Here is a 22,372-nt window from a genome sequence, read left to right as displayed (position 1 = left end):
GCGTGCAACGACAAGGAAATCAATCGAGACTGGTGACCACCACGTAGTACGCGCCCAGTTCGCCTTCCTCAATTTCGAAGATTGGGGCGAGTTGATGCGATCCCGATTTGAGTTCCGTGACGAAACTCACCTCTTCGGCACCCGGTCCGACCGGTTTGCGATCGAGGTCTTGGTTATCGATTCGTAGGACCGCATGAGTGGCGCCGATGGCGCTGCCAGGGGTTTCGCGAAACGCCTCCGAGGCACCCGGAACGGGTTCACCAGCGGGAAGTGCTGCGTTGATCGCCGCTCCCGACTCGGCCGGCCAGCGGCGGAGTGAAACTTGGTACTTGCCATCCTTGATCACCTTAACGGCCCAGTGACCGAGGTGTTTGAGTTTTTCCGAATCCGGGTGTTTGCGATCGGCAGCGCGGATCGAACCCTGGTGCCACGGTGGATAGATCTCTTGGATCCAGTCGTGGGCGGTCAGGCTGACGACGGGATGATCAGCGTGGCCGAGGTAGATTTCGGTCGTTTGTGAGAAAGTGGGTTCGAGATCGGCCCACCACTTTTCATAGAACTCCCGCATCGTCGTCACGACTTCCGGGTGTTCCTTCGCAATGTTATTTTCCTGTCCGGGATCGACGCCGATCTCGTAAAGTTCTTTGCCGTTGATGAGTCGGTATTTCTTCGACATCACCGATGAACTTCGCCATTTCATCGGATCGCGAACGCGTTGCGAGTCACTGATCACAAAACGCTCGGGCCAATCAACATCTTTGGTGGGGTCGAGTAACGCGGCGATGGAGACGCCATCGAATTTGACGTCATCGGGCTTCTTCACACCGGTCATTTCAAGTAGCGTCGGCACAATATCGACCACGTGTGTCAGTTCATCGACGTCGTGTTGTTCGGTGATGCCTCCCGCGGGCCAGTGCAGATAGAACGGTACGCGGTGTCCACCGTCGTACGGGCTGCCTTTGCCGGCTCGCATGCCCGCGTTGTAAACCTTCGCACCGGTAGCGGTCCCGTTGTCTGTGGTAAAGACAAAAATCGTGTCTTCGGTGATTCCGAGCTCATCGAGTAGTTGGCGTGTCTTCCCAACGTTATCGTCGATATTGGTGATCATTCCGTAGAACGCGGCGATCTTGTCGGACTGATCCTTGTACATGTCCAGATACTTCTGTGGGCAGTGCAGCGGTCCGTGGGGCGCGTTGGTCGCGATGTAGGCCAAAAATGGTTTCTTTTCTTTGGCACACTTACTAATAAACGCGTTGGCTTGCTCGAAGAACACGTCCGTGCAAAAACCTTCGGCGGGAACGATCTTGCCGTTGTGGAAATACGAACCGTCGAAGTACGCGTTGTTCCAAATGTCAGGGGTTTGGCCGATTCCACCACCACCATGCCGGTAGACTTCCGTAAAACCGCGGTCCTCGGGACGGTAGGGATAGTTGTCTCCGAGGTGCCACTTTCCGAACATGCCAGTTTGATAGCCGGCATCGGAGAACATTTGAGCGACGGTCACTTCGTTCTCACGCAGCATCGATCGACCCATGATCGTGTGCCATACACCGGTTCGGTTCGTCCAGTGACCGGTCAACAGCGAACAGCGTGTGGGGGAACAAGTCGGAGCGACGTGGTAATCGCTGAGCCCCGAGCTTTCGGATGCCAAGTGATCAATGTTCGGAGTCTTGATGATCGGGTTACCGGTGCACGCCAGGTCACCGTAGCCTTGGTCATCCGAGATGACGAACACAATGTTAGTGGCAGATGCGGTAAGCGATCCGCAGAGGACCATCCCTGCGGTGAGCAGGAGGAGCCGAAGGTTGGTTGTCATGAGTTGTCGCGACTGAGGAGGGATTGGGGGATCGGAAGTCGTATGCCGTTGGCAAAACCGTACGCGTCCAAATCGTACCGCCGTTCAGCTGTGCCGTGTTCACTGGAGCACAGCGTTTGACGTCCTGGTGAACAAAATGCTGCATTCGAAGGATGCCACCAGCAGTATCGACCAGCGACGGCGGCGAAACGGTCATCGACGAGCGTAATCTATCGACCTTGGGCGGGCAAGTTTTCCGCTTTTTTGGGTGTAAACGCTAAGCTTCCTTGACGTTTGGAGCCGCTTTTTCCCGGGACGGTCCGTTTTCCGGAAGCTGCTACAATGCCGGGCTGTTTCCCTTCGCCTATTGAGTGCGATTACCAAAACGATCGCCTGCCTCCGACTGATTGCTTCGACGTGCCTTTTCGTTTCGACAATACCTACGCCCGTTTGCCTGATGCTTTTTACGCCTCGGTGACGCCGAGCCCTGTGAGCAATCCGTCAATCATTCGCGTCAATCACGATCTCGCGGCTGAACTTGGGATCGACGCCGCCATTCTGGATTCGAAGGAGGGGGCCGCAATCTTGTCTGGCAATCAACTCGCCGAGGGCTCCGAGCCGATAGCGATGGCGTATTGCGGGCATCAGTTTGGTGGTTTCTCGCCGCAACTGGGTGACGGTCGGGCGATATTGCTCGGTGAAGTCGTCCGCCCCGACGGCGTTCGTTTCGACATTCATCTCAAAGGTTCCGGCCCCACGCCCTTTTCACGCGGAGGTGATGGGCGGTCTGCACTCGGACCGGTCCTGCGGGAATACATCGTCTCCGAAGCGATGGCGTCGCTCGGTGTGCCGACGACCCGAGCACTCGCAGCGGTGGTCAGTGGAGATCGCGTCTACCGTGAATGCCCAATGGCCGGCGGAGTTTTCACGCGGGTAGCTCGGTCGCACGTCCGAATCGGAACCTTTCAGTGGTTTGCCGCACGCGAAGATCAAGCGAACTTAAAAATACTCGCCGACTACGTTATCAATCGACACTATCCCGAAGCTGTCGATTCCGAGCAGCCTTACCTCTCGTTGCTGGAAGGCGTCATTGAACGACAAGCCAAGTTGATCGCGCATTGGATGCAACTCGGTTTCATTCATGGCGTGATGAATACCGACAACATGAGCGTGTCGGGAGAGACGATTGATTATGGACCGTGTGCGTTCATGGATACGTTTCATCCGGCGAAGACATTCAGTTCGATTGACCATCAAGGTCGATACGCGTTCGCGAAGCAATCATCGATCGGGCAATGGAATCTCAGCCGATTCGCCGAAACCCTTTTGCCGCTGCTCGACGACGATTCACCGCGGGCGGTTTTGATCGCCGAGGCTGCGCTCGAGGCGTATAGCGAAATTCATTACGCGGAGTTGCAAAAACGCTTCTTTGGAAAAATCGGTATCGTGGACGGAAGCCAAGGAGATTGGGCGCTCGTCGAAACGCTACTTTCCACAATGGCGGAAAACTCAGCCGACTTCACGCTGGTGTTTCGTCATCTCGCGGACGCGATCGAGCAAGATGACATCAGTCTGCTCGAAACATTTTTCGATCAACCCGATGCGATCACGTCGTGGTTTGCGGCTTGGCAAAGTCGATTGCGACAGGGAGATGTTGACGCAGCGATTTCGCTGATGCGGCGCAGCAATCCCGTTTACATTCCGCGGAATCATCGCGTCGAACAAGCGATCGCGGCGGCCTATGAAGGCGACTTCAGTTTGTTTCATCGTCTTACCGACGTGTTACAGAAACCGTTTACGCCTCGAGAGGAATTTGCCGAGTACGAAGATGCACCGCAAGGCGATGAAGTGGTGCAAGCGACTTTCTGCGGCACGTGACGCGTTTTTTGCGAGACCGGTTTGTTGCGATAGTGGGTCGCATCCGATTCTCGCGACATTCGTTGTGTGCGAAGATGGCAGTCGGGTTTCGAGTTGCCCTGTTTCATCGCGCTCACGGCGGATTTATTATTAGACTGGTCTACCGGCCAAACACGAACGCCGGGCTTTGTTAAAGTGATGCTTGAGGATTGCAGGAACCGGAGGTCTTGCGCCCAGCCGCTAAAAAACTTAGCGGAACGGCGCGAGCCGTCCGGTGTCACCACGAGTTTTTATGGCGACAAACATCTGGTGTTTTGATTGATTTAAACTTGGGGACTTGCGGAACCGGAAAGCTTGCGTCCTAGCGCTAAAAAATTTAGCGGAACGGCGCGAGCCGTCCGGTGCCACGCGAAGTCTCAAGGCTGCAAACCACTAGGTGACCGTTTTATCCGAGATCTGTTTCGCAATTTGGACAAATGCCAATCGCACGACGACGCGATTGACATTTTTTTCTGCGACCTCCGTTGCATACGACGTCGTCATTTCTGAAGAACCAGGGGCCCCAGATGTTTCGCTTCGCAACTCTCATCATCTTTCTCGTTGCGTCGGTCACGGCGACGTTCACTCAGGCCCAATTTGATCCATTAGGCGGACTTCGACAAAGGCTCGAAGATCAACGTCGTCGGATGGAACAGTCGATGCGTGAGATGGAAGAGCGACGCAAAGACATGGAAGCGAGTCTGCGTGGCGCCTCAGGAACTCCGTTTGGTGGTTCAGCGATGCCTGCTGACGCGATGCCCGCTCAAGCGGCGGATGATTCCGACGGACTGCGATTAACCCCGGGCGAGATCACTTATTCCAACGGGGAATCGATCCTCGTTCGTGATGAAGAGGGGGAAGAGATTGTCTGCCGGTTGCATGTTAGTATCGGCGACACCCATGTTGTCATGCTGCCTGACGGACGATTGAAGTCGTTCCCAATCGAAGAGACTCGTGCGACTGAGAAGCCTTTTGTGCCGATGGACATGGACTCGATCGAAGCGAAATTGTTGAAGGACCCGAAGCTGGCGGGATTTAAAACGATTCGCAGTCGTCGTTTCCTGTATCTCTACAACTCAAGCGAGCTGTTTATTCGGTCGTCTCGAACGATTTTAGAGTCGATGTACCCAGCGGTGCGAAAGTATTTCGAGCGATCCGGGATCGATGTCCACGAACCGGAGTTGCCGTTGGTGGTGATCGCGTTTGCCACCGATGATCAGTTTCAAGAGTACCGGCGGATGCCTAAGGGCGTTGTGGCTTACTATGACGCCGAGACCAATGCCGCGTTCATTTACGAACGATCCGATCTATCCGACCATGCGCCTGAGATTGCAGTCAAGAATGCGATCTCGACCATCGCTCACGAGGGAGCCCATCAAATCCTTCATAACATTGGTGTGCAACAACGACTCTCACGCTGGCCGTTGTGGTTGAGCGAAGGGTTGGCGGAATTCTACGCACCGACTTCCGTTCAAAAAGGCATTCGTTGGAGCGGGCTTGGATCGGCAAACCAGTTGAGAATGATGGAGATTTCGAGAGACTGGGAAGCGAATCAGCCCCGTGGTACGGGAAAGACGATCCAACGCATCACGTCGTCGGATGAACTGGACTCGCTCGACTATGCCTACGCCTGGGGGCTGATTCACATGCTGTCGCGGCGACATCAGAAGGAGTTGTTCGCCTGCGTTCTCGACTGCAGTCGACTGCGTCCACTCGAAGGAATCGAACAGATTTCGGATCAGGTCGCGTCGCCGAGTGAAGTCTTCACCAAGCATTTTGGTGAGGACTATCCCGACATCGAACAGGAAATGACCAAACACCTGATGGGCTTGAACTATGTCGATCCGATCAAAAATCAGACTCACTATTTAGTGATTTATGGCGGGACCGTGGCGTTGACCAGTTCACCGGAGGCGGTCAAAGAGATGCAGCGTCGCTCGGGTGGGCGTTCTCAGGTGAGAACATTTCCCAATCGGCTTATGGCCGAGAAAGCGATGGCGGCGATCTCACGATAACGCGCGTCATTTCGTTGCCTGAAAGATGCAATTCTCACGCCGCCCAAGGTCGAGTTTATGCGGAGGCATTCTCGGTGAGGAGCTGCTCGAGATACTCTCGCGGGGTGAGTGCCGGACGTCCCGTTAGTCGTTGCACCGTGTCACTGACGATTGACATTTCACCTTCGGCGATCGACTTGTAGCTGCTGATCCATCCATCGAGTTCGACTTTGGTGGCGTGGAATTTCGCTCGTGATCGGTAGGCTTCTTCGATCGTTTCCTCTTCGTATCTCACCGGTTCGCCAGTGATGTCCGACAACAGCCGTGCGGCGTCATGAAGGTCGATCAGTTCGGGACCGGTCACGTCGAGACGCTCGGTCGTGCCGATCTCATTTTGGATCACCGAGGTCGCCACGGCAGCGACGTCCGTTCTCGCGACAGGAGCAAACTTGCCGCTCCCCCCAGGGCCGCGGATCACGCCATCGGTAACCATCAATGGAAGCATGTCGGTGTAAAAGTTATCCCGGAGCGAAATGAACGGGATCCCGGCCTCTTCAATTGCCAACTCGGTGTCGTAATGGTCACGGGCCAACGTAAACGTCGCATCGCGGGAGGCATTAATTAACGAGGTGTAAACAATCCGATTAACACCCGCTCGTCGGCACGCCTCCACTGCAGATCGATGATAATTTCGCCGTTGGTCCGACTCGGGTAGAGAAACGAGAAAAACTGTGTCGACGTCCTCAACCGCTTGGGTAAATGCGTCGGTATCCTGATAGACGGCTTCGCGAACATCGGCGCCAGGAAAGTGTGAAGCACGAGTGGCATCGCGAACGATTAAGCGTACAGGAATTTCGGCTGCCGCCACGTCGCGGGCGACCTCGGCGCCGAGCGATCCGGTTGCGCCAGTAATGGCTACCAGTTTGCGATTCATGGGAGATCTCGGTTGGCAACACCCCGATGTAGTGTCGCTGGATACTGGATGCGTGACATTGCACGAACAGACTATCGGAGATGACGAAGACCTGGAACAGGATAGTCGGTCGGCAACTCATGGTAGGCGACCGTCAGCAAAAAGCACAACAAATCTGCAAGCCGAGCGAGGGGGGATTTTTTGCTCCGCCGATTTTCCTCTTCCTGTCACTACGGATTACCGGCGTACAGCGTATTGGCGAGAACAGATCTCGCGGAGTTGAGACTCGATCGACCAACCGTCACGTTACCGCCGGTGTCGAGTTCACAGTAGAACGTGTTGCTAATTTCCTCGAAGCAGCACAGAGTCCGCGAAACGCTTCGACTCCTGCGCTCCCACACGTGACCTTCGGCAATCGCGGGCATTGCTAGATGACGAGCCGGCGACACCTTCGTTTGTGTCGCCAGAAGGGGCAACGGATGAACAGTCCGATCCCGTGGCCGAACCACTCGTGGGGATCCGATTGATAGATGTCGAGTTTACAACATGCGATAATGCGGCGATGTTAGAACGGGTGTTTTGAGCTCCGTTCTTTCATGACCATCCCGAGTGGGAGCCGTATCGCATTCGTGCTTCGGTTGCGAGTTACTTGTACGGTGAATCACGTTTCTACCTAGATCCCCAGAGAGGCTGTTGATGTGCGATCAAGATCATTTTGAGGAAGACCTGAAGAAGTATTCGCGTCGTGATCTGGGCGCGTTGGCCGCGGCTGGGATTGGAGCCGCCATGATGCTGCCGCGGGCAGCGAACGCTGCCGAGGTGAGCGCGAGTGATGTGAGCATCACGACGCCCGACGGTAGATGCGACGCGTATTTCGTGGCACCGACGAATGGTTCGCACGCGGCTGTCTTGGTGTGGCCGGATATCTTTGGATTGCGACCGGCCTTTCGCCAGATGGGCCAAAGGCTTGCCGAGTCAGGCTACAGCGTTCTGGTGGTGAACCCGTTCTATCGGACCCAATCGGCACCCACAGCCGCGAACGGCGCGAACACTCCAATTCCAGACGTGATCCCGCTCGCGCGCTCCCTCAACGCCACCACACATTCGACGGACGCCAAAGCGTTCACGGCGTGGCTTGACGCTCAGCCCCAAGTGGACAAGAGCAAGAAAATGGGGACAACCGGATATTGCATGGGTGGCCCGATCGTCATGCGAACCGCGGCTGCGGTTCCCGAGCGTGTCGGTGCTGCGGCGACGTTCCACGGGGGCGGGTTGGTCACGGATCAACCGGACAGCCCACATTTGCTGATCCCGCAAATGAAAGCGCAATTCCTGGTTGCCATCGCGGAAAATGATGACGAGCGTGACCCGGAATCGAAACAAATTCTGAAAGACAAATTTGCTGAGGCGGGGCTGAAGGCCGAGGTCGAAGTCTACCCGGCCGGACACGGTTGGTGCCCGCCCGACACAAGGGTTCACAATTACGAGCAAGCCGAAAAGGCCTGGGCGAGAATGCTGGCGTTATTTGAACGGGCTCTCGTGTAAACGCCGCGAAACTTGAACGACTCATGTCTTGGGATGTTGCCGCGCCGCCGATAGATCGCTCGATTGAGTTCCGATTTCGGTTGTGTTGCCTGACTTCGATGCCATCACTTTTTCGATCATGGGCGTCAGGTCATCCGACATGCGTTTTTGCAAACCGTCGCCGCGGATCGACAGCAAGATGTGGTTTGCGTGCGGCGAAACATCGTTCGCATGCCTCGCTTAGTTCGAGCGTCTCAACCAAATCGTTCGGGACGGGCAAATCCCCAGGAAGCTGCCATCGCGTCGGCGGCTTCTTCGATGTCGGTGATTTCGCCCCAGCCTCCGTTCCTCAAATACGCGTGGGCGAACTCGTGAGCGATCACGTACCATGCGAAGGGTTCAGAAGCATTGCTCAATTTCAGACGCAGCACCACACAGCGACTGCCGTTTCCGTTGAGCCCCGGGGCCGGCATCAGGAATGACCATCCGACACCGGGTTGATAATTGTCGATCGTGATCCGGAAACGCGGATCGTCTAGGAAATCCTCTTGCACCTCGGCTGGTAATCGATCCAGCACATGCAGCAACCGTTGCCGAAGCACCGGGTGTTCCGAGAAGGGAGCGAGAAAATCTGCGAAACGCATGTGTCAATCTGTTTTCGTATCCAACCAGTCGGCGGCAAGTTTGCCATCGAGAGAAATGCACGTTGTCGCGGCATGTTATCACAAGCCCCGCGTGCTGACTCTCCCACTGCTAGCGGTACGATCACGGCACTACTTAAACGCTGCCCCACGCACCAGCACGCGGCGACAGCGTTGGAAATGCAAGTTTGTCGGCTGACTATTGGTAGTCGCGTTTGCTGGACTCAAACGCCTTCGGGAAGTCTTCGGGGATATCGGTAAGGGTCACTTCACCCGACGCTGCCCATTCGGTCCCGCGGAGCAATAGGGTATGAAAACCGACGCATTCCATCGTTTTGTCGTCGTGTCCTAGCGGCGTGTGGAAAATCCTTCCTTTGCCATATTCGATGGTCATGGTCGTCGGTTCGTGACGACCGGTGCCTTTGTATTTCGGGTCAGCGTAAGCGGTCGCCAGAACGGTCATATTCTCCGCCGGACCACGAAGTTTCTGATACAGTTCGTCTTTGACATGCATCCAGGCACGAGGCATTCCCTTTGTGATCGGGTGATCCGGTACACGCACGACGATCTGATATTCGTGAGCGGGGCCGTGGTCGCCACCGCTGCCCGGGGACGTATCACGGACGAGTTTGTCGGAGTCATCGTAATACACGTATGGCCCCGACTTTTCGTTGCGTCCGTCCCATCCGCCGAGGCCGATCATCTGATTGAACTCGGTCCAGCCACCGAATGAATTGTCGGCCGCGTGGATGATTACCATTCCGCCTCCGTTGGATACGTAAGACTCCAACGCCTTCTGGGTCTCTTCCGGCCACGGTGCGGCTTTCCATCCGAAATTACTCAGCACGACATCGTAGGCAGAAAAGTTTGGTTTGAAATCGGGATCGCTTTTTGGTTTTGACAAGTCTTCGTACGTCTTGCCAGCGTCAAGCGGGAACTGTTTGAGCAAGTCGCCGCCTTTCCACGTGTACTTCGTGCGGGCGACATCGACGGTGAAACGTCCAGAATCCTCCATGTACTTCTTCATCATCGCCGTGGTTTTGGGCCATGCGGCATGGTTGTTTTGGCCATCGATGATCAATACCTTCAATTTCTCATCAGCGGATGTTGCTTGATTCGAGAAAATAGCAGGGGCGATCGAAAAAATCGCTGCTGCAACGACAAAGATGATTCGGTTCATGGGGCTGGTTCCGTGGGGAAAATAATGAGCGTGATACATCGACACGCATTCGGTTCGGTGGCGGGGAGGCGAAATCAGCAGGCAAAAGCAATTCGGCTGAACGCGTCGAACCAACAATTTAATCCATTTGTTGGCCAAAGTGAGTCAGAAGCCCATTTGTGCGGCGAAAAGCCCAAGGCGACGCCTGATACCTGTTTCATCGGGCGGGGACGCCGCTCAGGCGGCGAATCAACGCTTCGACGGCAGACGTCACCTTCAAGCTGACACCACTGTCATTTGCGATCGGGCAGCGACCGTACGAACCTTTTAAACTGCTCACCAACCCCATCGGCTTTCAATGACATATTCTCGCGGGACAGCGCAACTTCTGACGTCGCTCGACTATTCAGGTAGCTCGGTCCCCCGGGACGTCGATTGTTTTAGTGCTCTTTTTGGCGGAACGGCACGAGCCGTCCGGTCCCGAGTTATCAGACGGTTCGCGCCGTTCCGCTACATTTGGAATCCCGCAGTAATTCAATCAACGTCTCTCTGAGACCGAGAATACCAGGCGTTACCCGCTTCCGGAGCCTCAGAGAAGCTCAGCTACGTGCGAGGCGAAAACTCCAATACGTCCGCCAGAAAGTGACGCTATTCAGCTCGACAAGACCGAGGAAACGTAATGACTCATGGTGCAATCACGCTGATCTTAGCCAGCATCGTCGCAATCACGGCATCCGCCGCACACGCCGAGGGTCCCGTGCGTGTGGACGGGACGTCGCATCTGAGCGAGCTCACGAAAGCTTGGGTCGAAGCCGCGAAGGATACGAATTTTCAGCTGACGATTACCAACCGAGAAGCTGGGACGGGCGGCGGATTCAAGGGTTTCTCGCAAACCCTCGTCGACATCAACAAGGCGGCGCGGGGGATGAAAGACAATGAGCGTCGGATCTGCGAACAGCAAAACCTTCGATGGATCGAACTGATCGTCGCGCATCAGAGAGAGGGGACCGAGACATTGCGACTATTCGTTAATAAGAACTCGCTCCGCCGTGAAAGTGTTCGTGACTTCCTGCGGTATTGTCTCTCCGACCACGCTCAAGAATTGGCTGCGTTCCACGCTACTGCCCTCTCGACTGAGGAAGTGCGAAACTCACGGGGCCTGCTTACCGAAGCGATCGAAGCAGCGGCGGACCTCACCGACAGGGATGAGTAGAACGAACCACAAACGGTAGCGTGGCACTTCAGCGCTACGGCACAACTGTGAACGTGTGGTTGATCACCCGGTTGCCTTCTTGTTCGATTGCTCTGAGTAGCATCTGCTGGCCGACCAAGTTCTGACCATTCGGCCAATCAATATTTCGTTCGGAGGTTTCGCCCGGACCAATTGCGAGTACGCGACGTTCATACTGCCGAGTGCTGCCCGCGAACAGCAGGCAATCAAAATTAGCTGTTCGGCGCGTTTGGTTGGTCATTTCAATCTTGACCCTTAACCGATCGCCCATCAATCGAGATGTCACGACGAGATCAAACCCCTCCGGGCCGACCTCAATCTGTCGATACACGCGTATTTTTGTCGGTGGCGAAGTCGCGAACTGGATTGCGATCGGCAATTCGAATCGACCGATTGTCGCATTGTTGCCTAAGACGACGGTAAAGTTGCTCTGTCCCTTTTCGAACGAGTTTAAGTCCCACTCTTGTTCGACCGGCGAAATCGACCACGCCGGTGGCGGTTCGAGTGCAATGCTTCCGACGAGCGATTGACCGATTGGGTTTTTGTAGCGAATGCTGATCGATTGTTCGCGTCCGAGTAACGCGTCGATCCTTCGTTCGTCGATGTCCACCGACATCCGAAACTCTGCTAGTGCGGGATCGATGCCGACCAAAAATTTGGGCACGCGATCGACTTCTACCCGATGGATCAGTTGTCCGTCGACTAATTCGGTGTCCAGTTCGCTGCGCCGGCCCCATACGTCAACTTGATAGACGTTATCGCCAAGGAACAGCCGTTCCGTTCGAGGCGTGTCCCCCCAAATCAGAATAACCGATGAGTGGCTGCTCCGGAAAACGATGTTATTCGAACCGCCCCGCATGCGAAGCGAGCCGATGTTCCGGGCCCGCCCCAGCAATAGGCTGGTCGTTCTCCACGGTAAGAGCAGATCATCGGGATGCCAGTCGGACTTAACCAAGGTCGATTCGGGGGCGAACGGACGGCGTACAAAGGCAGCTTCGACCTTGTGTCCACGCACCGTGGCCATCCGCAGAACGAGATCCGCGATGCGGGTGTCGCGGTCGTATCGCTTTGCCGGCAGCGGATCGATCGTGATCCAGGTGTCACCCTGACGTCCACCTCTGTTTGGTGTTGGAAGAACTGCAGACGATGAGCGTGTCGAGGGAGCGGATGTGAATGACAACGGTGCCGACGGCATGGGCGGATAGCGTGTCTCTCCTGCCCGCGCCTCCTCCATGTCGAGCATCGTGTCCAACTCGGTGGCCGTGAGCGGTTGCCCCGTGTGCCGGATGACGCCCTTCCATGAATCACCGCTGATGTTGGGCGATTGATCGAGCCAAGTCCAAGGGACGACGATCTCGAGGGGCTGGCCGAAGCCTTGCAAACCTTCCGCGAGGATGGAGATTTTGTCCGCAAGGTCGGGAAGTTCTTGGAAACTGAAGTCCGTGTCGTCGCCGATCTGCCACATTCGGATCCGGAATGTCATCCGATTCATGATCGTGTCGAGTTGCGGACGCCAAACCACGGGATCGTTCAAAAAGGTCGCCGCGCGCTGGTCGCTACGTTCGCGGAGGCGATACTCTTTCTGGAATTCGTCCTTGGGCTGGTCTAACAATCCGACCGGCTGAATGCCAACGTCTCGGAGCCGTGAGGCGAGGGTCGCCGCCGTGTCCGCTGACAACGTGTCGTCAGGTGCGAACCAGACTGGGAGTTTTGCCCATCCGACACCCACGTTTCGAAGCCATTGCGAGATGACTTTGCCGGACACATCCTTGGTTCGATATCGTTCGACCAACTCAGGCGGCATCGTCCATCCGAACGGGAGCGACTCCAATTCCGACTCGGCGCTCGTGAACGCGGAAAACCCGTTTGCCGCGTCGTTGCCGGGTGCATCCGACGTTGAAGGGGGCGACCATTCACGTGGATCATCGGTTAATCGGTCCACGACCACAAACGTGGACCGATTCGATAGCGACGCCCCGCGTTCATTTTCCATGGCCGCATCGACGATGTAATATCCCGGTGGCAGAGCACCAAGGGCCCAATCGAACCACAACGAATCGCGGTCTGCCCCGCTCGCTCCACTGTTGGTAGAAAAGACAATCTCACCTGGGGCGACCGGTGCGGCGGTGTTCTCCGGCGCAGGTGAATTGATGTCCTGGATGGTGAGCTCTTTGCTCGCACTTTGCAATTCGTTTTCATTGTGGTCGAGCAGTCTCAATCGAACCCGAGTCGGCTCGCTCGGCAATCCCATCAATTGAGTTGTCGCCGTGATAGACTCACCGCGCCGGTAGACGCCAAACGGATGATCCGTCGTGATCTTCATTTGCGGGAATTGTCGAAACGTGATGTTGTCGAACGACACAACTCCGCGGATGTCTTGTAGCCCATCTTCGCCGCCCATCACGTTCAACGTCACACGCATTTTGCGGGCGCCGCGGGGTGGCATCAGGGATTCGATGACCAGCGATCGCCAGCGTGGTGTTCGTGTCACCGCCGGCGTCGAGTTCCGCTGCAGCTCATTGTCCTCTTCGTCGTAGAAAATCACCTGCGCGTAGACCGAATCATGTGTCAAATTCTGGGTGAATACATCGACGCTAAACCGGTATTGGAATCGACGACTGGTCGGGAGACTCGGCGACGTGATCCGCGCTTGGCCGCCATCGAGCTTCACCGTGACGCAGCGATCGACCAAAAGATCGTTGAGCGATGGGGGCAGCGGCGGCAGCTTTTCGGCACCCGGCAACCACCTCAACGCACGGCGAACCTGTGGCCATTTCAACAAAATCGCCGTGTCGAGGGCGAGCACGTTCGATTCCAGCTCTTCGTCACGCGCGGAGATGAGAATCCGTACGTATTCCGGGTAACCGGTTTCGACATGCCGGGTGAACAGGTCCGGCCAGCGGTCGAAGTCGACGTCCCCCGAACGCGAAAAATCCCAGCGATACGTTTTTAGACCTGCTGGGCCGATGTGTTCGATCACGCCACCCGCGTCGGGAAGAGTCGAATTGACCGGATGACCGGCCTCGATGCCAGCCGCTGCCTCGGTGGTGCCTTCGGTCGCTCTCGCGTAAGCTGTCGCTTGTTCGGCGACGAGCGATGAGCGGGAGTTCGACACAGCCCCGAGCAACGCTGCCAGGGCTAGCACGAGGGCGAGCTTCGGCCGTGGCCGCATGATCGCAGCCGCGACCGGGACAGCCGCGGAGACTTCCCCGCGACGCCATCGGCGATCAACATCGGCTCGTATTTTCATACGCGTCACGAAGAACTGTCTGTAAACGAAAAGAGGCGACAAAATTGGCTGAGATTAAGATTGCCGTGCGTGTGGATTCGATCGGCAACGTCAATCCGTCGGCTGCGTCACTGCGCCGTGTACTAAGTTGGGTTGCGTCAACGGGCGCAACCAGCGTCGAATTATGCGGACGACGGGTTTTGAACGTATCTGAGTTATCGGATACTGCTGTGCGAACCTTGCGGAAAATCCTGGATGATCTGAATTTGCAGATCGCATCGATTCGGTTCCCCACCCAGCACGGATTCGATCATTTAGAAAATCTCGATCGCCGGATCGAGGCGACCAAGACGGCGATGCGGGCCGCCTACCGGCTCGGGGCTCCGCTCGTTGTCAACCAGATCGGACCCGTACCACCCCCGCCAAAACCGGGCACCGCGGGGAAGACACAATCCTCGGCATCTGCGGGGGGGCCGCTGATCACATCCGCGCTGCCTCCTGAAGGTTTGAGCATCAGCGAAGCACAGGCCTGGGTTTCGGGCGTCCAATCGACCTCACCAACCCACAACGCGACCGTGGATCCTCGCTGGGACACGCTCCGCGAAGTGCTCGACGATCTCGGCCGATTCGGAGCTCGCGTCGGATCCTTCTTTGCCGCTGAAACCGGTACTGAACCGGGCGAACACCTCGCTCGCCTGATCGACATGAGTTCCGAAGCCTATATCGCGGTCGCTCTCAATCCCGGCCAATTGATCATCAATCGACACAGCGTCTCGGATGCCGTGGCGGCTTTGAAGGATCGAATCCGGATTGTCAACGCCGTCGATGGGGTCCTCGATTTGTCTGCGGGGCGTGGTATCGCCGTTCCGGTCGGTCAAGGCACGGCAGATTTCCCATCGCTGATCGGTCAACTCGAAGACATTCCGTACCGCGGCCCCTTCGTCGTCGGTCGCGCCAACATGCCTGCCGAGACGGCCGCTCAAGAAATCGTGCAGAGCGTGGAGTATTTGCGAAACTTGTAACCTCGCACTCTGACGCGTTCCCCGGTCGCCCTGCAAATCGGATATCTTGGCGAGCGTCCGTAAATGCTTAGAATCTCGGACGCCAAACTCCAAAACCCTCCATTTCCCTCCAACCTCGAAGTGACGCCGTGCCTGATTTGGCTCATCATAACCTCGACATCAAACGCGTCGCCATTCTGTTCGCCGGCGGTCCCGCACCCGCGGCCAATGCTGTGATTAGCACGGCCGCGTTCTCTTTCCTGGAAGAGGGCGCCCAGGTATATGGGATCAAACATGGTTATAGCCGATTGGCCGAATACACCGCTGCCGGGCCGCTCACCGAAGGCGAAGACTACGTCCGGTTCACTCACGACACACTAATCAACGCCCGCAGCAGCCGCGGGATCATGATCGGAACCGCCCGAACCAACCCAGGGAAACATGTCAACAGTCCTGCGCACCTGAAGGATCCCGAACTCGTCGCACCACTGCGAAGAGTTTATGAAGGTTTGTGCTCGCTCGAAATCGACGCGTTGATCTCCATCGGTGGCGATGACACGTTGAAGACTGCAAACAAACTCAAAATGTTTCAGGACAACTTGCCGGGCGACGCCCGAAGATTCCCGGTGGTCCATTTGCCCAAGACGATCGATAACGATTACTCGGGGATCGACTTCACGTTTGGATTTTTCACCGCCGTCGAAACGCTGGCCGAAGAAATCCGGAACCTGAACTTTGACGCCGCCGCCGGTCGTGCGTATTTCCTCTGTGAAGCGATGGGCCGAAGCGCCGGATGGTTGGCCTATGGCGCTGCCATCGCCGGCGAAGCCAGTATGGTGCTCAGTGTTGAAGACATCACCGGCGCACTGGCGGACGAAGAAGTCGTGAACGCTGACAGTGGCGCGACCCGCAAAGTCATGGCGATCGACCGTGTCATCGATCGGATGGTCGACATGATGCTGGCTCGGGAACGAGAAGGTCGGCCTTACGGCACAATCGTGATCGCTGAAGGCATGGCCGAGTTCTTGCCATCGAAGTATCTCGAAGGCATCACCCGAGACGACCACGGCCACATCAACATCTCGCTGATTAACCTGTCGGCATTGATCTCACGCTTGCTCGCCGAGCGATACACCGAACGCACGGGCAAGCATCGGAAAGTCAACGGATTGCAACTCGGTTACGAAGCCCGATGTGCACCGCCACACGCCTATGACGTGATCCTCGGTTCGCAATTGGGGGTCGGGGCCTATCGCGCCCTCGTCGAAGAGAAACTCAACGGTGTCATGGTGTCATCGTCAGGGCAATTTGATTTGCACTACGTTCCATTTGACGAACTCGTCGACCCGCAAACTTTGGTGACCAAAGTTCGCTTTATCGAGCAAAACTCCGACTTCCATCGTCTCGCCCGCTTCCTCGAAGCCTGCGTCGATAACTGAGTACGTTCCGGCATCTTCAGGACATGAAACGGCAGTGGTGACACTGCCGTTTTTCATTGACACAAGTAGTGTTTAAGAACCTTTTGCCCGCGTTTTTCGAGGTCTCACATAAAACTTCGGTTTTTCATCGTTCGTAATGCAAAGACGGCGAACGTCTCATCGAATAGCCAGAAACGCCGCTTCCCAAAACATTCCGATCCAAAAGCGTCAACGAAGAATCGGGGTGAGGATTGAACCCACCCGCTTACCCACGCCTCGTTAACGTCGCGTCCGCCAGCGTTTTTACGCACCGTTTTCGTCGTGGCGGGCACTCTTGTAGCGGCCGAGAAACCGACTCGGTTAGAATTGAGTTCTCCCCCACATTCACCAGGAAACCGCTTTTTCGTCATGACCGTTCGTTTGCATCCCATCACCGAATCGAGCCGCGGGCCCATTCATTTGGTCATCGCCGGGTACCGTTCGCGTCCGGATGCGGGGGCGATCGAAGCGGCAGGTTTACTCGGTTCGACCTATGCGGTTCATTGGGCAGCGGGAAAGTGGGCCGAGGCGGGAGCTTCCGTTGGCGTGATCGCCCGTGGGGTGCGAGTGGGAGTGCCCGCTCTGCGAACGGGGAAGATGTTGATCGGCATCGGATCGATTGCAGGATGCGCCGGCGGCGCCCTCGTCTTGGGTGCTGGGCAGTTTCGGCATCGGTATTGGTGTGCCGCGCGCGACGGTCAGCGTCTGCCCGCACTCCTGCGTGACATTCCCGGTATCCATCGTCGCCCGCTGTACTTGTACGGCCATTCGCTTGGTACCGTCGTCGCCCGGGCCGCTCTCGAGACCATCGATGATTGCCGACTGCGTGTCGAAGACGTTGTGTTGATGGGCGGGATGGCATCTCGTCAAGGCTGGGAATCGTTGACCGAACGATTCAGAGGCCGCTTGATCAATTTGTACTCGCCACGCGACCGGATTCTTTCAATCGCGCCGGTCTGGGATCGAGTGGTTGGGACTGGCAAAGTCGTCGTCGAGGGGACCGAAACGTTACCGACCGAGCGGATCGTGAACTACGATCTTTGTGAACGGTTGCCGAGCCAGTTCAATGCGATTGCCCATCACAGCGGATATTGGAAGCACTTCGGCGGCTACATCAGCCGGGACGATCGGTCATGAGCGAAGAGGTGCAGGACGCACTTGAGATTTCCGATCTGAATGTCAACGCTGCTGGTAACGATCTGTTACGCGGTGTGTCGGTGTCGGTGCCCGGTGGCAAGATCACCGTCCTGGTCGGTGGCAGTGGTGCGGGCAAATCGGTGCTGTTGCGTCTGCTCGCGGGAATCTTGCCGCGACAGCATTCGCCTGTTTATTGGGAAGGGAACGTCCGCCTCGGTGACGTGCCGTTGGATTCGCATTCACGCGGCAGGACCGGGATCGTCTTCCAGCAATTCGCGTTATTTGATGAGCTAACTCCGACAGCGAACGTGCAGTTCGCGATTGATCATCGCGCCGATCGCGCGCTACCGCCTCGCTACACGGCGTCACAGTGGCTCGAACTGCTCGGCGTGCCCGCATCGCCACCTGTTGCCGCACTTAGCGGGGGACAAAAACAGCGACTGGCGATCGCGCGAACCCTCGCCGCTGATCCTCAGATCATCCTCTACGACGAACCCACTTCGGGGCTCGATGCCGCTACCGGTCGTCGAGTTGCGGAGCTGATCCGAGAGACGCAGAGCCGATTCGGCCGAACCAGCCTCGTGGTCACCCATGATTACGCGGGCCTGCTCAAGATCGCCGACGAAGTCTTATTGCTTGATTCGCAAGCAAAAACGATCACGCGAGTTCCGCCAGAACGGTGGAGTGAAATCCCCGACCGCATGCAAGCGGTCGCGTTGCCCTCCCGAACCGACGACGCAGAAATCTCTGAGGACGGCGAACAGGGACGAAGTTCTAGCCGGGGTCGCCTGCAACGAGTCGGATCCGTTTTGCGGAAGGGTGTCGCCGACTTTTTTGGTGCAACGGGTGGTACATTGATTGCCGCGGTGCGATTGCCGTTTGATTCGTTGCCGGTTGTGCCGCGTCCTCGTTGGGCGGGCCGATTTCTGCTGCACTATCTCGCGCTCGTGGGCGGTCCGACCGGCTGTTTGTATTTGGTGATCGCCGGCTTGATCGTCGGATTCACCACGACCTATTTCACGCTCCGTTTTCTGCCCTTTCGCTTGTACACGCAGCCGCTCCTGATCGACGAGTTGCTCGCCTCGATCGGATTTGCCCTGTACCGCATCCTCGTACCGGTACTCGCTACCGTCTTGATCGCGGCTCGTTGCGGTGCGGCGGTGGCGGCGGACGTGGGTGTGAAGCAATACGGTGGCCAAATCGACGCATTAAAAACCTTCGGAATCCGCGCCGCCGCCTACCTGCTCGTGCCGATCATGGGGGCTTTCCTGATCGCGACACCGATCCTCGAGTGGCTCGCGTTCACAGCGTCACACTGGATCAGCCGGATGACGTTTGTGATTTGCTACCCCGAGATCGGGATCCATTTCTGGAACCAGCATTTCTTTCGCGCGATCACGCTTTCCCCTGACTCGCTCGGCAACGCCGCGTGGGGATCCAGCCTCCCGGTGCTCGGTTGGTTCTTGCTCGGCAAAGGCTGGGGCTGGGTGCTGCTCAAAAACACGTTGTGCGGCTTCGGCACCGCCGGAATCGCCTACCATCAAGGCATCACGCCGAAACAATCGGCCAGCGACGTCAGTCACTGCATTACCGCGACAGTATTGTGGGCGACGTTGTATGTCTTAGTTGTCCATTTTGTGATAGCCTTGTTAGAGTTTTAAGCATCCTGGAACCACGCACAGACATCGAAGGCGGTATGGACAAGAAAGCGAAGAAGCGACTGGACGTTATCAACAAGAAACTGCAAACCTTGCGGCCGCGACTGGCCGGTTCGAAGGAGCAAGCTGACGACCCCAGCGAACTGGCGGAACTCGAAGCCGAAATTTCCAGCCTCGAAAACGAAGCGGCCGAGCTGCGGAAGTCAAAATAGCGGCCAGCGTCACGTTGATCATCGCTGCTCGTAAACCGTCCACGCGATACCCGTCGTATAGACCATTCTGCGTGGGGAACCTCAGCAGGTTTGCGGAAGTGCTCCACTTAACGTGGAGTAATCGCTTGGCCAACGCACGTTGACGAGCATGCGACCACGTCGCCGAGGCTCTCTGAGACTCGGAATCAACGGCATCGTCGTCATGTCAGTCTCCGAGAGACTGACCTACGTGGATGGGCAAATGGCGTTGACGCGAAAAAACAGCTAGTCGCTTGTCGACTCATCAACTGGACCACGAGAGATGAGTCTGAGCAATTCCTGAGCGAGTCGGTCTGCATTGCGCAGCCCACAAATACTGCCGGTATGTCGCCCGCCTACAAACACGGCGAGCCAAGGAAGATTCAAGACCCCCACAGATTTCGCAAGTTCAAAACACGATGGGGCGTCGACGTTGCAGGACGCATACTGCACCTCGATCGGTAATCGACCACGAATCTCCATTAGCCGTGAATCCATGGTACGGTCGACGAGATTCCAGATGGCCCAGAAATGCACGATGACGACCCGGTGTGTGCTCAATATTTGAAAAACGGTTTCCGAAGTCACCGCTGGCGTGGACGGCGAAAACTCATCTCGTAGCTCATTGCTTGGACGGTCGTTCATCACCAGCTCTCCGCTTCGCCCATCGAAATACTTTGCCAACGCTACCGACGAAAAGAACGAGGATGCGTGGCCCGCAGAAGGATACTATCAACGCAGCAAGACGCTGCCGCCCCTGGTCGAAGCGAGCGATTCCGAACCACGCAACCTTGTGCTGGCGTCGGCTCGCGTCGCCCAACGAGGGCAGTGTCCCCGAAGGCCCTATGCGTCTCACCATCTTATCCGGTGATTGCCACAATGGGACTACCAGAAGAACGGGCGGGGCTGGAGCGTTTCACCTCCGGAGATTCGATCAATCGCGGATTTTCGTTTGTGTTCCACTGGGATCACGTTCGCAATCTCTATCGCGGATTTCTGATCAAACGCGTTGACCAGCAGGGCGACATCGACCAGGGCACGGACAACACGCCAGTGAGAATCAGCGGCGGTCGCCTTGAGTGCCGTGATGGCAGGGGCGGCCGTTCGCAATCCGTGTGGTAGCACCGCGTGAATAAGAAGCACAATGGCTTCGGCGCGGCTGGCAGTGGGGCGAACCTCCCTTGAAAGCCGCAAGGCGGTTGTCAGTAATGACGAAATTCGCTCGCCGTGTCCCGTTTCATGTAACGCACGCAACGGCCATGCAAGAGCCATCGTATCTACGTAAAAGTCAGACGATGTGCCCGCTGATTTGGTTGTTTGGTCGATGACACGCGAGACTTCGGCTGCTGGAGCGTAGCGTGCAACCCAACCAAACGATTGAATTCGTTCGCGAACGTCTGAGATTGAGCAAGCGAGTTTGAACGCACCAGCGAAGTCAGTCTTCGTAAGCTTTGCGACGCGATCTCGCTGGTTCATTAAGACGACTTCGAGGGGACAACGGAATCTCGCTACGACACCGCTTAGCTACAGAACTGAGTCCAACGAACGGCCGCGGGCTGGCGGTAAGGCGGCGTTACTCGCCATGGATGATGGGGGCTATTCTCTTGTAATGCGACAGCCGCACAATCAGAGAAGTTGCACAGACTGCAATAAGCCAAAAACTTCCAAGGACAAACCAATTCGCAATGAGTAGGAGGTACAGTCCAGCACCCACACCAAGTAATTCAAGTGGCACGACGACCATCTCCCACCATACAGCGTGGCGAATCGCGAGCCCACGCGGATTTGTTTGCTGGTTCACGATTCTTCTCCTTGCTCAGGATGGCAGATACAGGAACATGTTTACGACTTCGGCCTCAACGACGTGAACGAGTCGATACTACGCCAAATTGTACCAAGGACAGCCCGCGACCCCAAACGTGGAAGGTGTGCCAAAGGCCTCCGTGCAAAACCCAGGTTGTCCGACATGTCGCCGACAAAATGGTCGGCAGTTCGATGGTCAGCTCTCCATGGATACGCCCGAAACGTTTCCATTGTCATCGAATTCAACGCTGATGACGTAGTTCGTGACATCGTCCGGCAATGTAAAGTCGAAGGTGTCGATGCCATCATCATCGTCCTCGCCCCAGTGTGATTGCAGGACGAGAATGTCGAGAACCTGAGTCGGTGCTGGGTGTGCAACACCGCAATGTTTGAGCCAAAATGCTTCTCCGATTTCGTCCAGGTGATGCGAAACGAAAAGCGTCGCACTGTGTTCGCCTGCAGCGGTACCGTGGGCGCGACGTATTGCGTCCATCGCCATCTGGCGTCGGCGTTCGATCTCGTCGGGAGTTGCCGTCATCTATGGTAGCCAATCGAGTGATCCATGTCACACAGCGGAAGGTGATTGCGTCGCCGTTTTGCACCGAAGCGAAAGGTATGGAACTTCGAAAGATCTTACCAAACGCATCGTCCGTCGCCAAACAGCAAAGCGTCAGCGGCGTGGCTCGCTAAGCAGGTACATAGAA

At 56.6% G+C, this 22,372-nt stretch carries 20 protein-coding genes; 10 read left to right on the top strand and 10 right to left on the bottom strand.

The features are described 5' to 3' along the window. Positions 1-19: 19 nt before the first annotated feature. Positions 20-1,816 (bottom strand): arylsulfatase, encoded by a 1,797-nt coding sequence (locus NB063_RS24625; RefSeq protein ID WP_250931686.1) that lies wholly within the window; start codon positions 1,814-1,816, stop codon positions 20-22. 396 nt (positions 1,817-2,212) lie between these two features. Here NB063_RS24625 and NB063_RS24620 point away from each other — a divergent pair, with 396 nt between their 5' ends. Then, positions 2,213-3,673 carry a protein adenylyltransferase SelO gene (locus NB063_RS24620; protein WP_250931685.1) on the top strand — a complete coding sequence of 487 codons (1,461 nt, stop codon included), beginning with the start codon at positions 2,213-2,215 and terminating at the stop codon, positions 3,671-3,673. 545 nt (positions 3,674-4,218) lie between these two features. Next, entirely contained in the window at positions 4,219-5,706 is a 1,488-nt protein-coding gene (locus tag NB063_RS24615) for a DUF1570 domain-containing protein (protein WP_250931684.1), read from the top strand. Between the two features lie 55 nt (positions 5,707-5,761). Here the strand turns inward: NB063_RS24615 and NB063_RS24610 are convergent, their stop codons facing one another. Continuing rightward, on the bottom strand, positions 5,762-6,619 hold the full coding sequence (locus NB063_RS24610; RefSeq protein WP_250931683.1) for an SDR family oxidoreductase: 858 nt from the start codon (positions 6,617-6,619) through the stop codon (positions 5,762-5,764). A 675-nt stretch (positions 6,620-7,294) separates the two neighbouring features. Between NB063_RS24610 and NB063_RS24605 the strand changes: the two genes are divergently transcribed. Next, the gene (locus tag NB063_RS24605; RefSeq protein WP_250931682.1) at positions 7,295-8,143 is read left to right on the top strand and encodes a dienelactone hydrolase family protein; all 849 of its coding nucleotides are present in this window, start codon (positions 7,295-7,297) and stop codon (positions 8,141-8,143) included. Between the two features lie 21 nt (positions 8,144-8,164). Here NB063_RS24605 and NB063_RS24600 read toward each other — a convergent pair whose 3' ends face one another. The 4 genes from NB063_RS24600 to NB063_RS32335 all read right to left on the bottom strand — a co-directional run bounded on the left by NB063_RS24600 (position 8,165) and on the right by NB063_RS32335 (position 10,262). Continuing rightward, positions 8,165-8,320, bottom strand: coding sequence for a hypothetical protein (locus NB063_RS24600; protein WP_250931681.1), 156 nt, complete (start codon positions 8,318-8,320; stop codon positions 8,165-8,167). A gap of 56 nt (positions 8,321-8,376) precedes the next feature. Then, a complete protein-coding gene (locus NB063_RS24595) occupies positions 8,377-8,766 on the bottom strand; it encodes a hypothetical protein (RefSeq protein ID WP_250931680.1) in 390 nt (129 codons plus the stop codon). A 196-nt stretch (positions 8,767-8,962) separates the two neighbouring features. Next, positions 8,963-9,943, bottom strand: a complete 981-nt coding sequence (locus tag NB063_RS24590) for a ThuA domain-containing protein (RefSeq protein ID WP_250931679.1) — start codon at positions 9,941-9,943, stop codon at positions 8,963-8,965. A 196-nt stretch (positions 9,944-10,139) separates the two neighbouring features. Next, on the bottom strand, positions 10,140-10,262 hold the full coding sequence (locus NB063_RS32335; RefSeq protein WP_261367574.1) for a hypothetical protein: 123 nt from the start codon (positions 10,260-10,262) through the stop codon (positions 10,140-10,142). Positions 10,263-10,601: 339 nt separating this feature from the next. Between NB063_RS32335 and NB063_RS24585 the strand changes: the two genes are divergently transcribed. Then, positions 10,602-11,135, top strand: a complete 534-nt coding sequence (locus NB063_RS24585; protein ID WP_250931678.1) for a type 2 periplasmic-binding domain-containing protein — start codon at positions 10,602-10,604, stop codon at positions 11,133-11,135. Positions 11,136-11,169: 34 nt separating this feature from the next. Here NB063_RS24585 and NB063_RS24580 read toward each other — a convergent pair whose 3' ends face one another. Next, complete coding sequence (locus NB063_RS24580; RefSeq protein WP_250931677.1) at positions 11,170-14,403, bottom strand: hypothetical protein; 3,234 nt, start codon at positions 14,401-14,403, stop codon at positions 11,170-11,172. Between the two features lie 44 nt (positions 14,404-14,447). On the opposite strand from NB063_RS24580, the gene NB063_RS24575 reads away from it, so the two are divergent. From NB063_RS24575 to NB063_RS24555, 5 genes are all read left to right on the top strand, one after another. Further along, positions 14,448-15,404, top strand: a complete 957-nt coding sequence (locus tag NB063_RS24575) for a sugar phosphate isomerase/epimerase family protein (protein WP_250931676.1) — start codon at positions 14,448-14,450, stop codon at positions 15,402-15,404. A 128-nt stretch (positions 15,405-15,532) separates the two neighbouring features. Next, positions 15,533-16,822, top strand: coding sequence for a 6-phosphofructokinase (locus tag NB063_RS24570; protein ID WP_250931675.1), 1,290 nt, complete (start codon positions 15,533-15,535; stop codon positions 16,820-16,822). A 387-nt stretch (positions 16,823-17,209) separates the two neighbouring features. Further along, entirely contained in the window at positions 17,210-17,977 is a 768-nt protein-coding gene (locus NB063_RS24565; RefSeq protein WP_250931674.1) for a DUF726 domain-containing protein, read from the top strand. After that, a complete protein-coding gene (locus NB063_RS24560) occupies positions 17,974-19,638 on the top strand; it encodes an ATP-binding cassette domain-containing protein (protein WP_250931673.1) in 1,665 nt (554 codons plus the stop codon). The genes NB063_RS24565 and NB063_RS24560 overlap by 4 nt, the downstream gene beginning before the upstream one ends. A gap of 35 nt (positions 19,639-19,673) precedes the next feature. Continuing rightward, entirely contained in the window at positions 19,674-19,847 is a 174-nt protein-coding gene (locus tag NB063_RS24555) for a hypothetical protein (RefSeq protein ID WP_250931672.1), read from the top strand. 264 nt (positions 19,848-20,111) lie between these two features. Here NB063_RS24555 and NB063_RS24550 read toward each other — a convergent pair whose 3' ends face one another. From NB063_RS24550 to NB063_RS24540, 3 genes are all read right to left on the bottom strand, one after another. Then, entirely contained in the window at positions 20,112-20,510 is a 399-nt protein-coding gene (locus NB063_RS24550) for a thioredoxin domain-containing protein (protein ID WP_250931671.1), read from the bottom strand. A 240-nt stretch (positions 20,511-20,750) separates the two neighbouring features. Continuing rightward, positions 20,751-21,341, bottom strand: a complete 591-nt coding sequence (locus NB063_RS24545; RefSeq protein WP_250931670.1) for a hypothetical protein — start codon at positions 21,339-21,341, stop codon at positions 20,751-20,753. Positions 21,342-21,864: 523 nt separating this feature from the next. Beyond that, positions 21,865-22,206: a DUF2004 domain-containing protein gene (locus NB063_RS24540; RefSeq protein ID WP_250931669.1), complete on the bottom strand. Its 342-nt coding sequence runs from the start codon at positions 22,204-22,206 to the stop codon at positions 21,865-21,867. A gap of 2 nt (positions 22,207-22,208) precedes the next feature. Here NB063_RS24540 and NB063_RS24535 point away from each other — a divergent pair, with 2 nt between their 5' ends. After that, positions 22,209-22,358: a hypothetical protein gene (locus NB063_RS24535; protein ID WP_250931668.1), complete on the top strand. Its 150-nt coding sequence runs from the start codon at positions 22,209-22,211 to the stop codon at positions 22,356-22,358. Positions 22,359-22,372: the final 14 nt, after the last annotated feature.

Source organism: Aporhodopirellula aestuarii, assembly GCF_023701485.1.
Lineage (GTDB): Bacteria > Planctomycetota > Planctomycetia > Pirellulales > Pirellulaceae > Rhodopirellula > Rhodopirellula aestuarii.
This window is presented reverse-complemented; position numbering and strand designations above follow the sequence as displayed.

Bases quoted from the DNA above. Each gene is read 5' to 3' on its own strand.
- NB063_RS24625 (WP_250931686.1), bottom strand. From the start codon at position 1,816: ATGACAACCAACCTTCGGCTCCTCCTGCTCACCGCAGGGATGGTCCTC.
- NB063_RS24615 (WP_250931684.1), top strand. From the start codon at position 4,219: ATGTTTCGCTTCGCAACTCTCATCATCTTTCTCGTTGCGTCGGTCACG.
- NB063_RS24610 (WP_250931683.1), bottom strand. From the start codon at position 6,619: ATGAATCGCAAACTGGTAGCCATTACTGGCGCAACCGGATCGCTCGGC.
- NB063_RS24605 (WP_250931682.1), top strand. From the start codon at position 7,295: ATGTGCGATCAAGATCATTTTGAGGAAGACCTGAAGAAGTATTCGCGT.
- NB063_RS24595 (WP_250931680.1), bottom strand. From the start codon at position 8,766: ATGCGTTTCGCAGATTTTCTCGCTCCCTTCTCGGAACACCCGGTGCTT.
- NB063_RS24590 (WP_250931679.1), bottom strand. From the start codon at position 9,943: ATGAACCGAATCATCTTTGTCGTTGCAGCAGCGATTTTTTCGATCGCC.
- NB063_RS24585 (WP_250931678.1), top strand. From the start codon at position 10,602: ATGACTCATGGTGCAATCACGCTGATCTTAGCCAGCATCGTCGCAATC.
- NB063_RS24580 (WP_250931677.1), bottom strand. From the start codon at position 14,403: ATGAAAATACGAGCCGATGTTGATCGCCGATGGCGTCGCGGGGAAGTC.
- NB063_RS24565 (WP_250931674.1), top strand. From the start codon at position 17,210: ATGACCGTTCGTTTGCATCCCATCACCGAATCGAGCCGCGGGCCCATT.
- NB063_RS24560 (WP_250931673.1), top strand. From the start codon at position 17,974: ATGAGCGAAGAGGTGCAGGACGCACTTGAGATTTCCGATCTGAATGTC.
- NB063_RS24555 (WP_250931672.1), top strand. From the start codon at position 19,674: ATGGACAAGAAAGCGAAGAAGCGACTGGACGTTATCAACAAGAAACTG.
- NB063_RS24550 (WP_250931671.1), bottom strand. From the start codon at position 20,510: ATGAACGACCGTCCAAGCAATGAGCTACGAGATGAGTTTTCGCCGTCC.
- NB063_RS24545 (WP_250931670.1), bottom strand. From the start codon at position 21,341: ATGAACCAGCGAGATCGCGTCGCAAAGCTTACGAAGACTGACTTCGCT.
- NB063_RS24540 (WP_250931669.1), bottom strand. From the start codon at position 22,206: ATGACGGCAACTCCCGACGAGATCGAACGCCGACGCCAGATGGCGATG.
- NB063_RS24535 (WP_250931668.1), top strand. From the start codon at position 22,209: ATGGTAGCCAATCGAGTGATCCATGTCACACAGCGGAAGGTGATTGCG.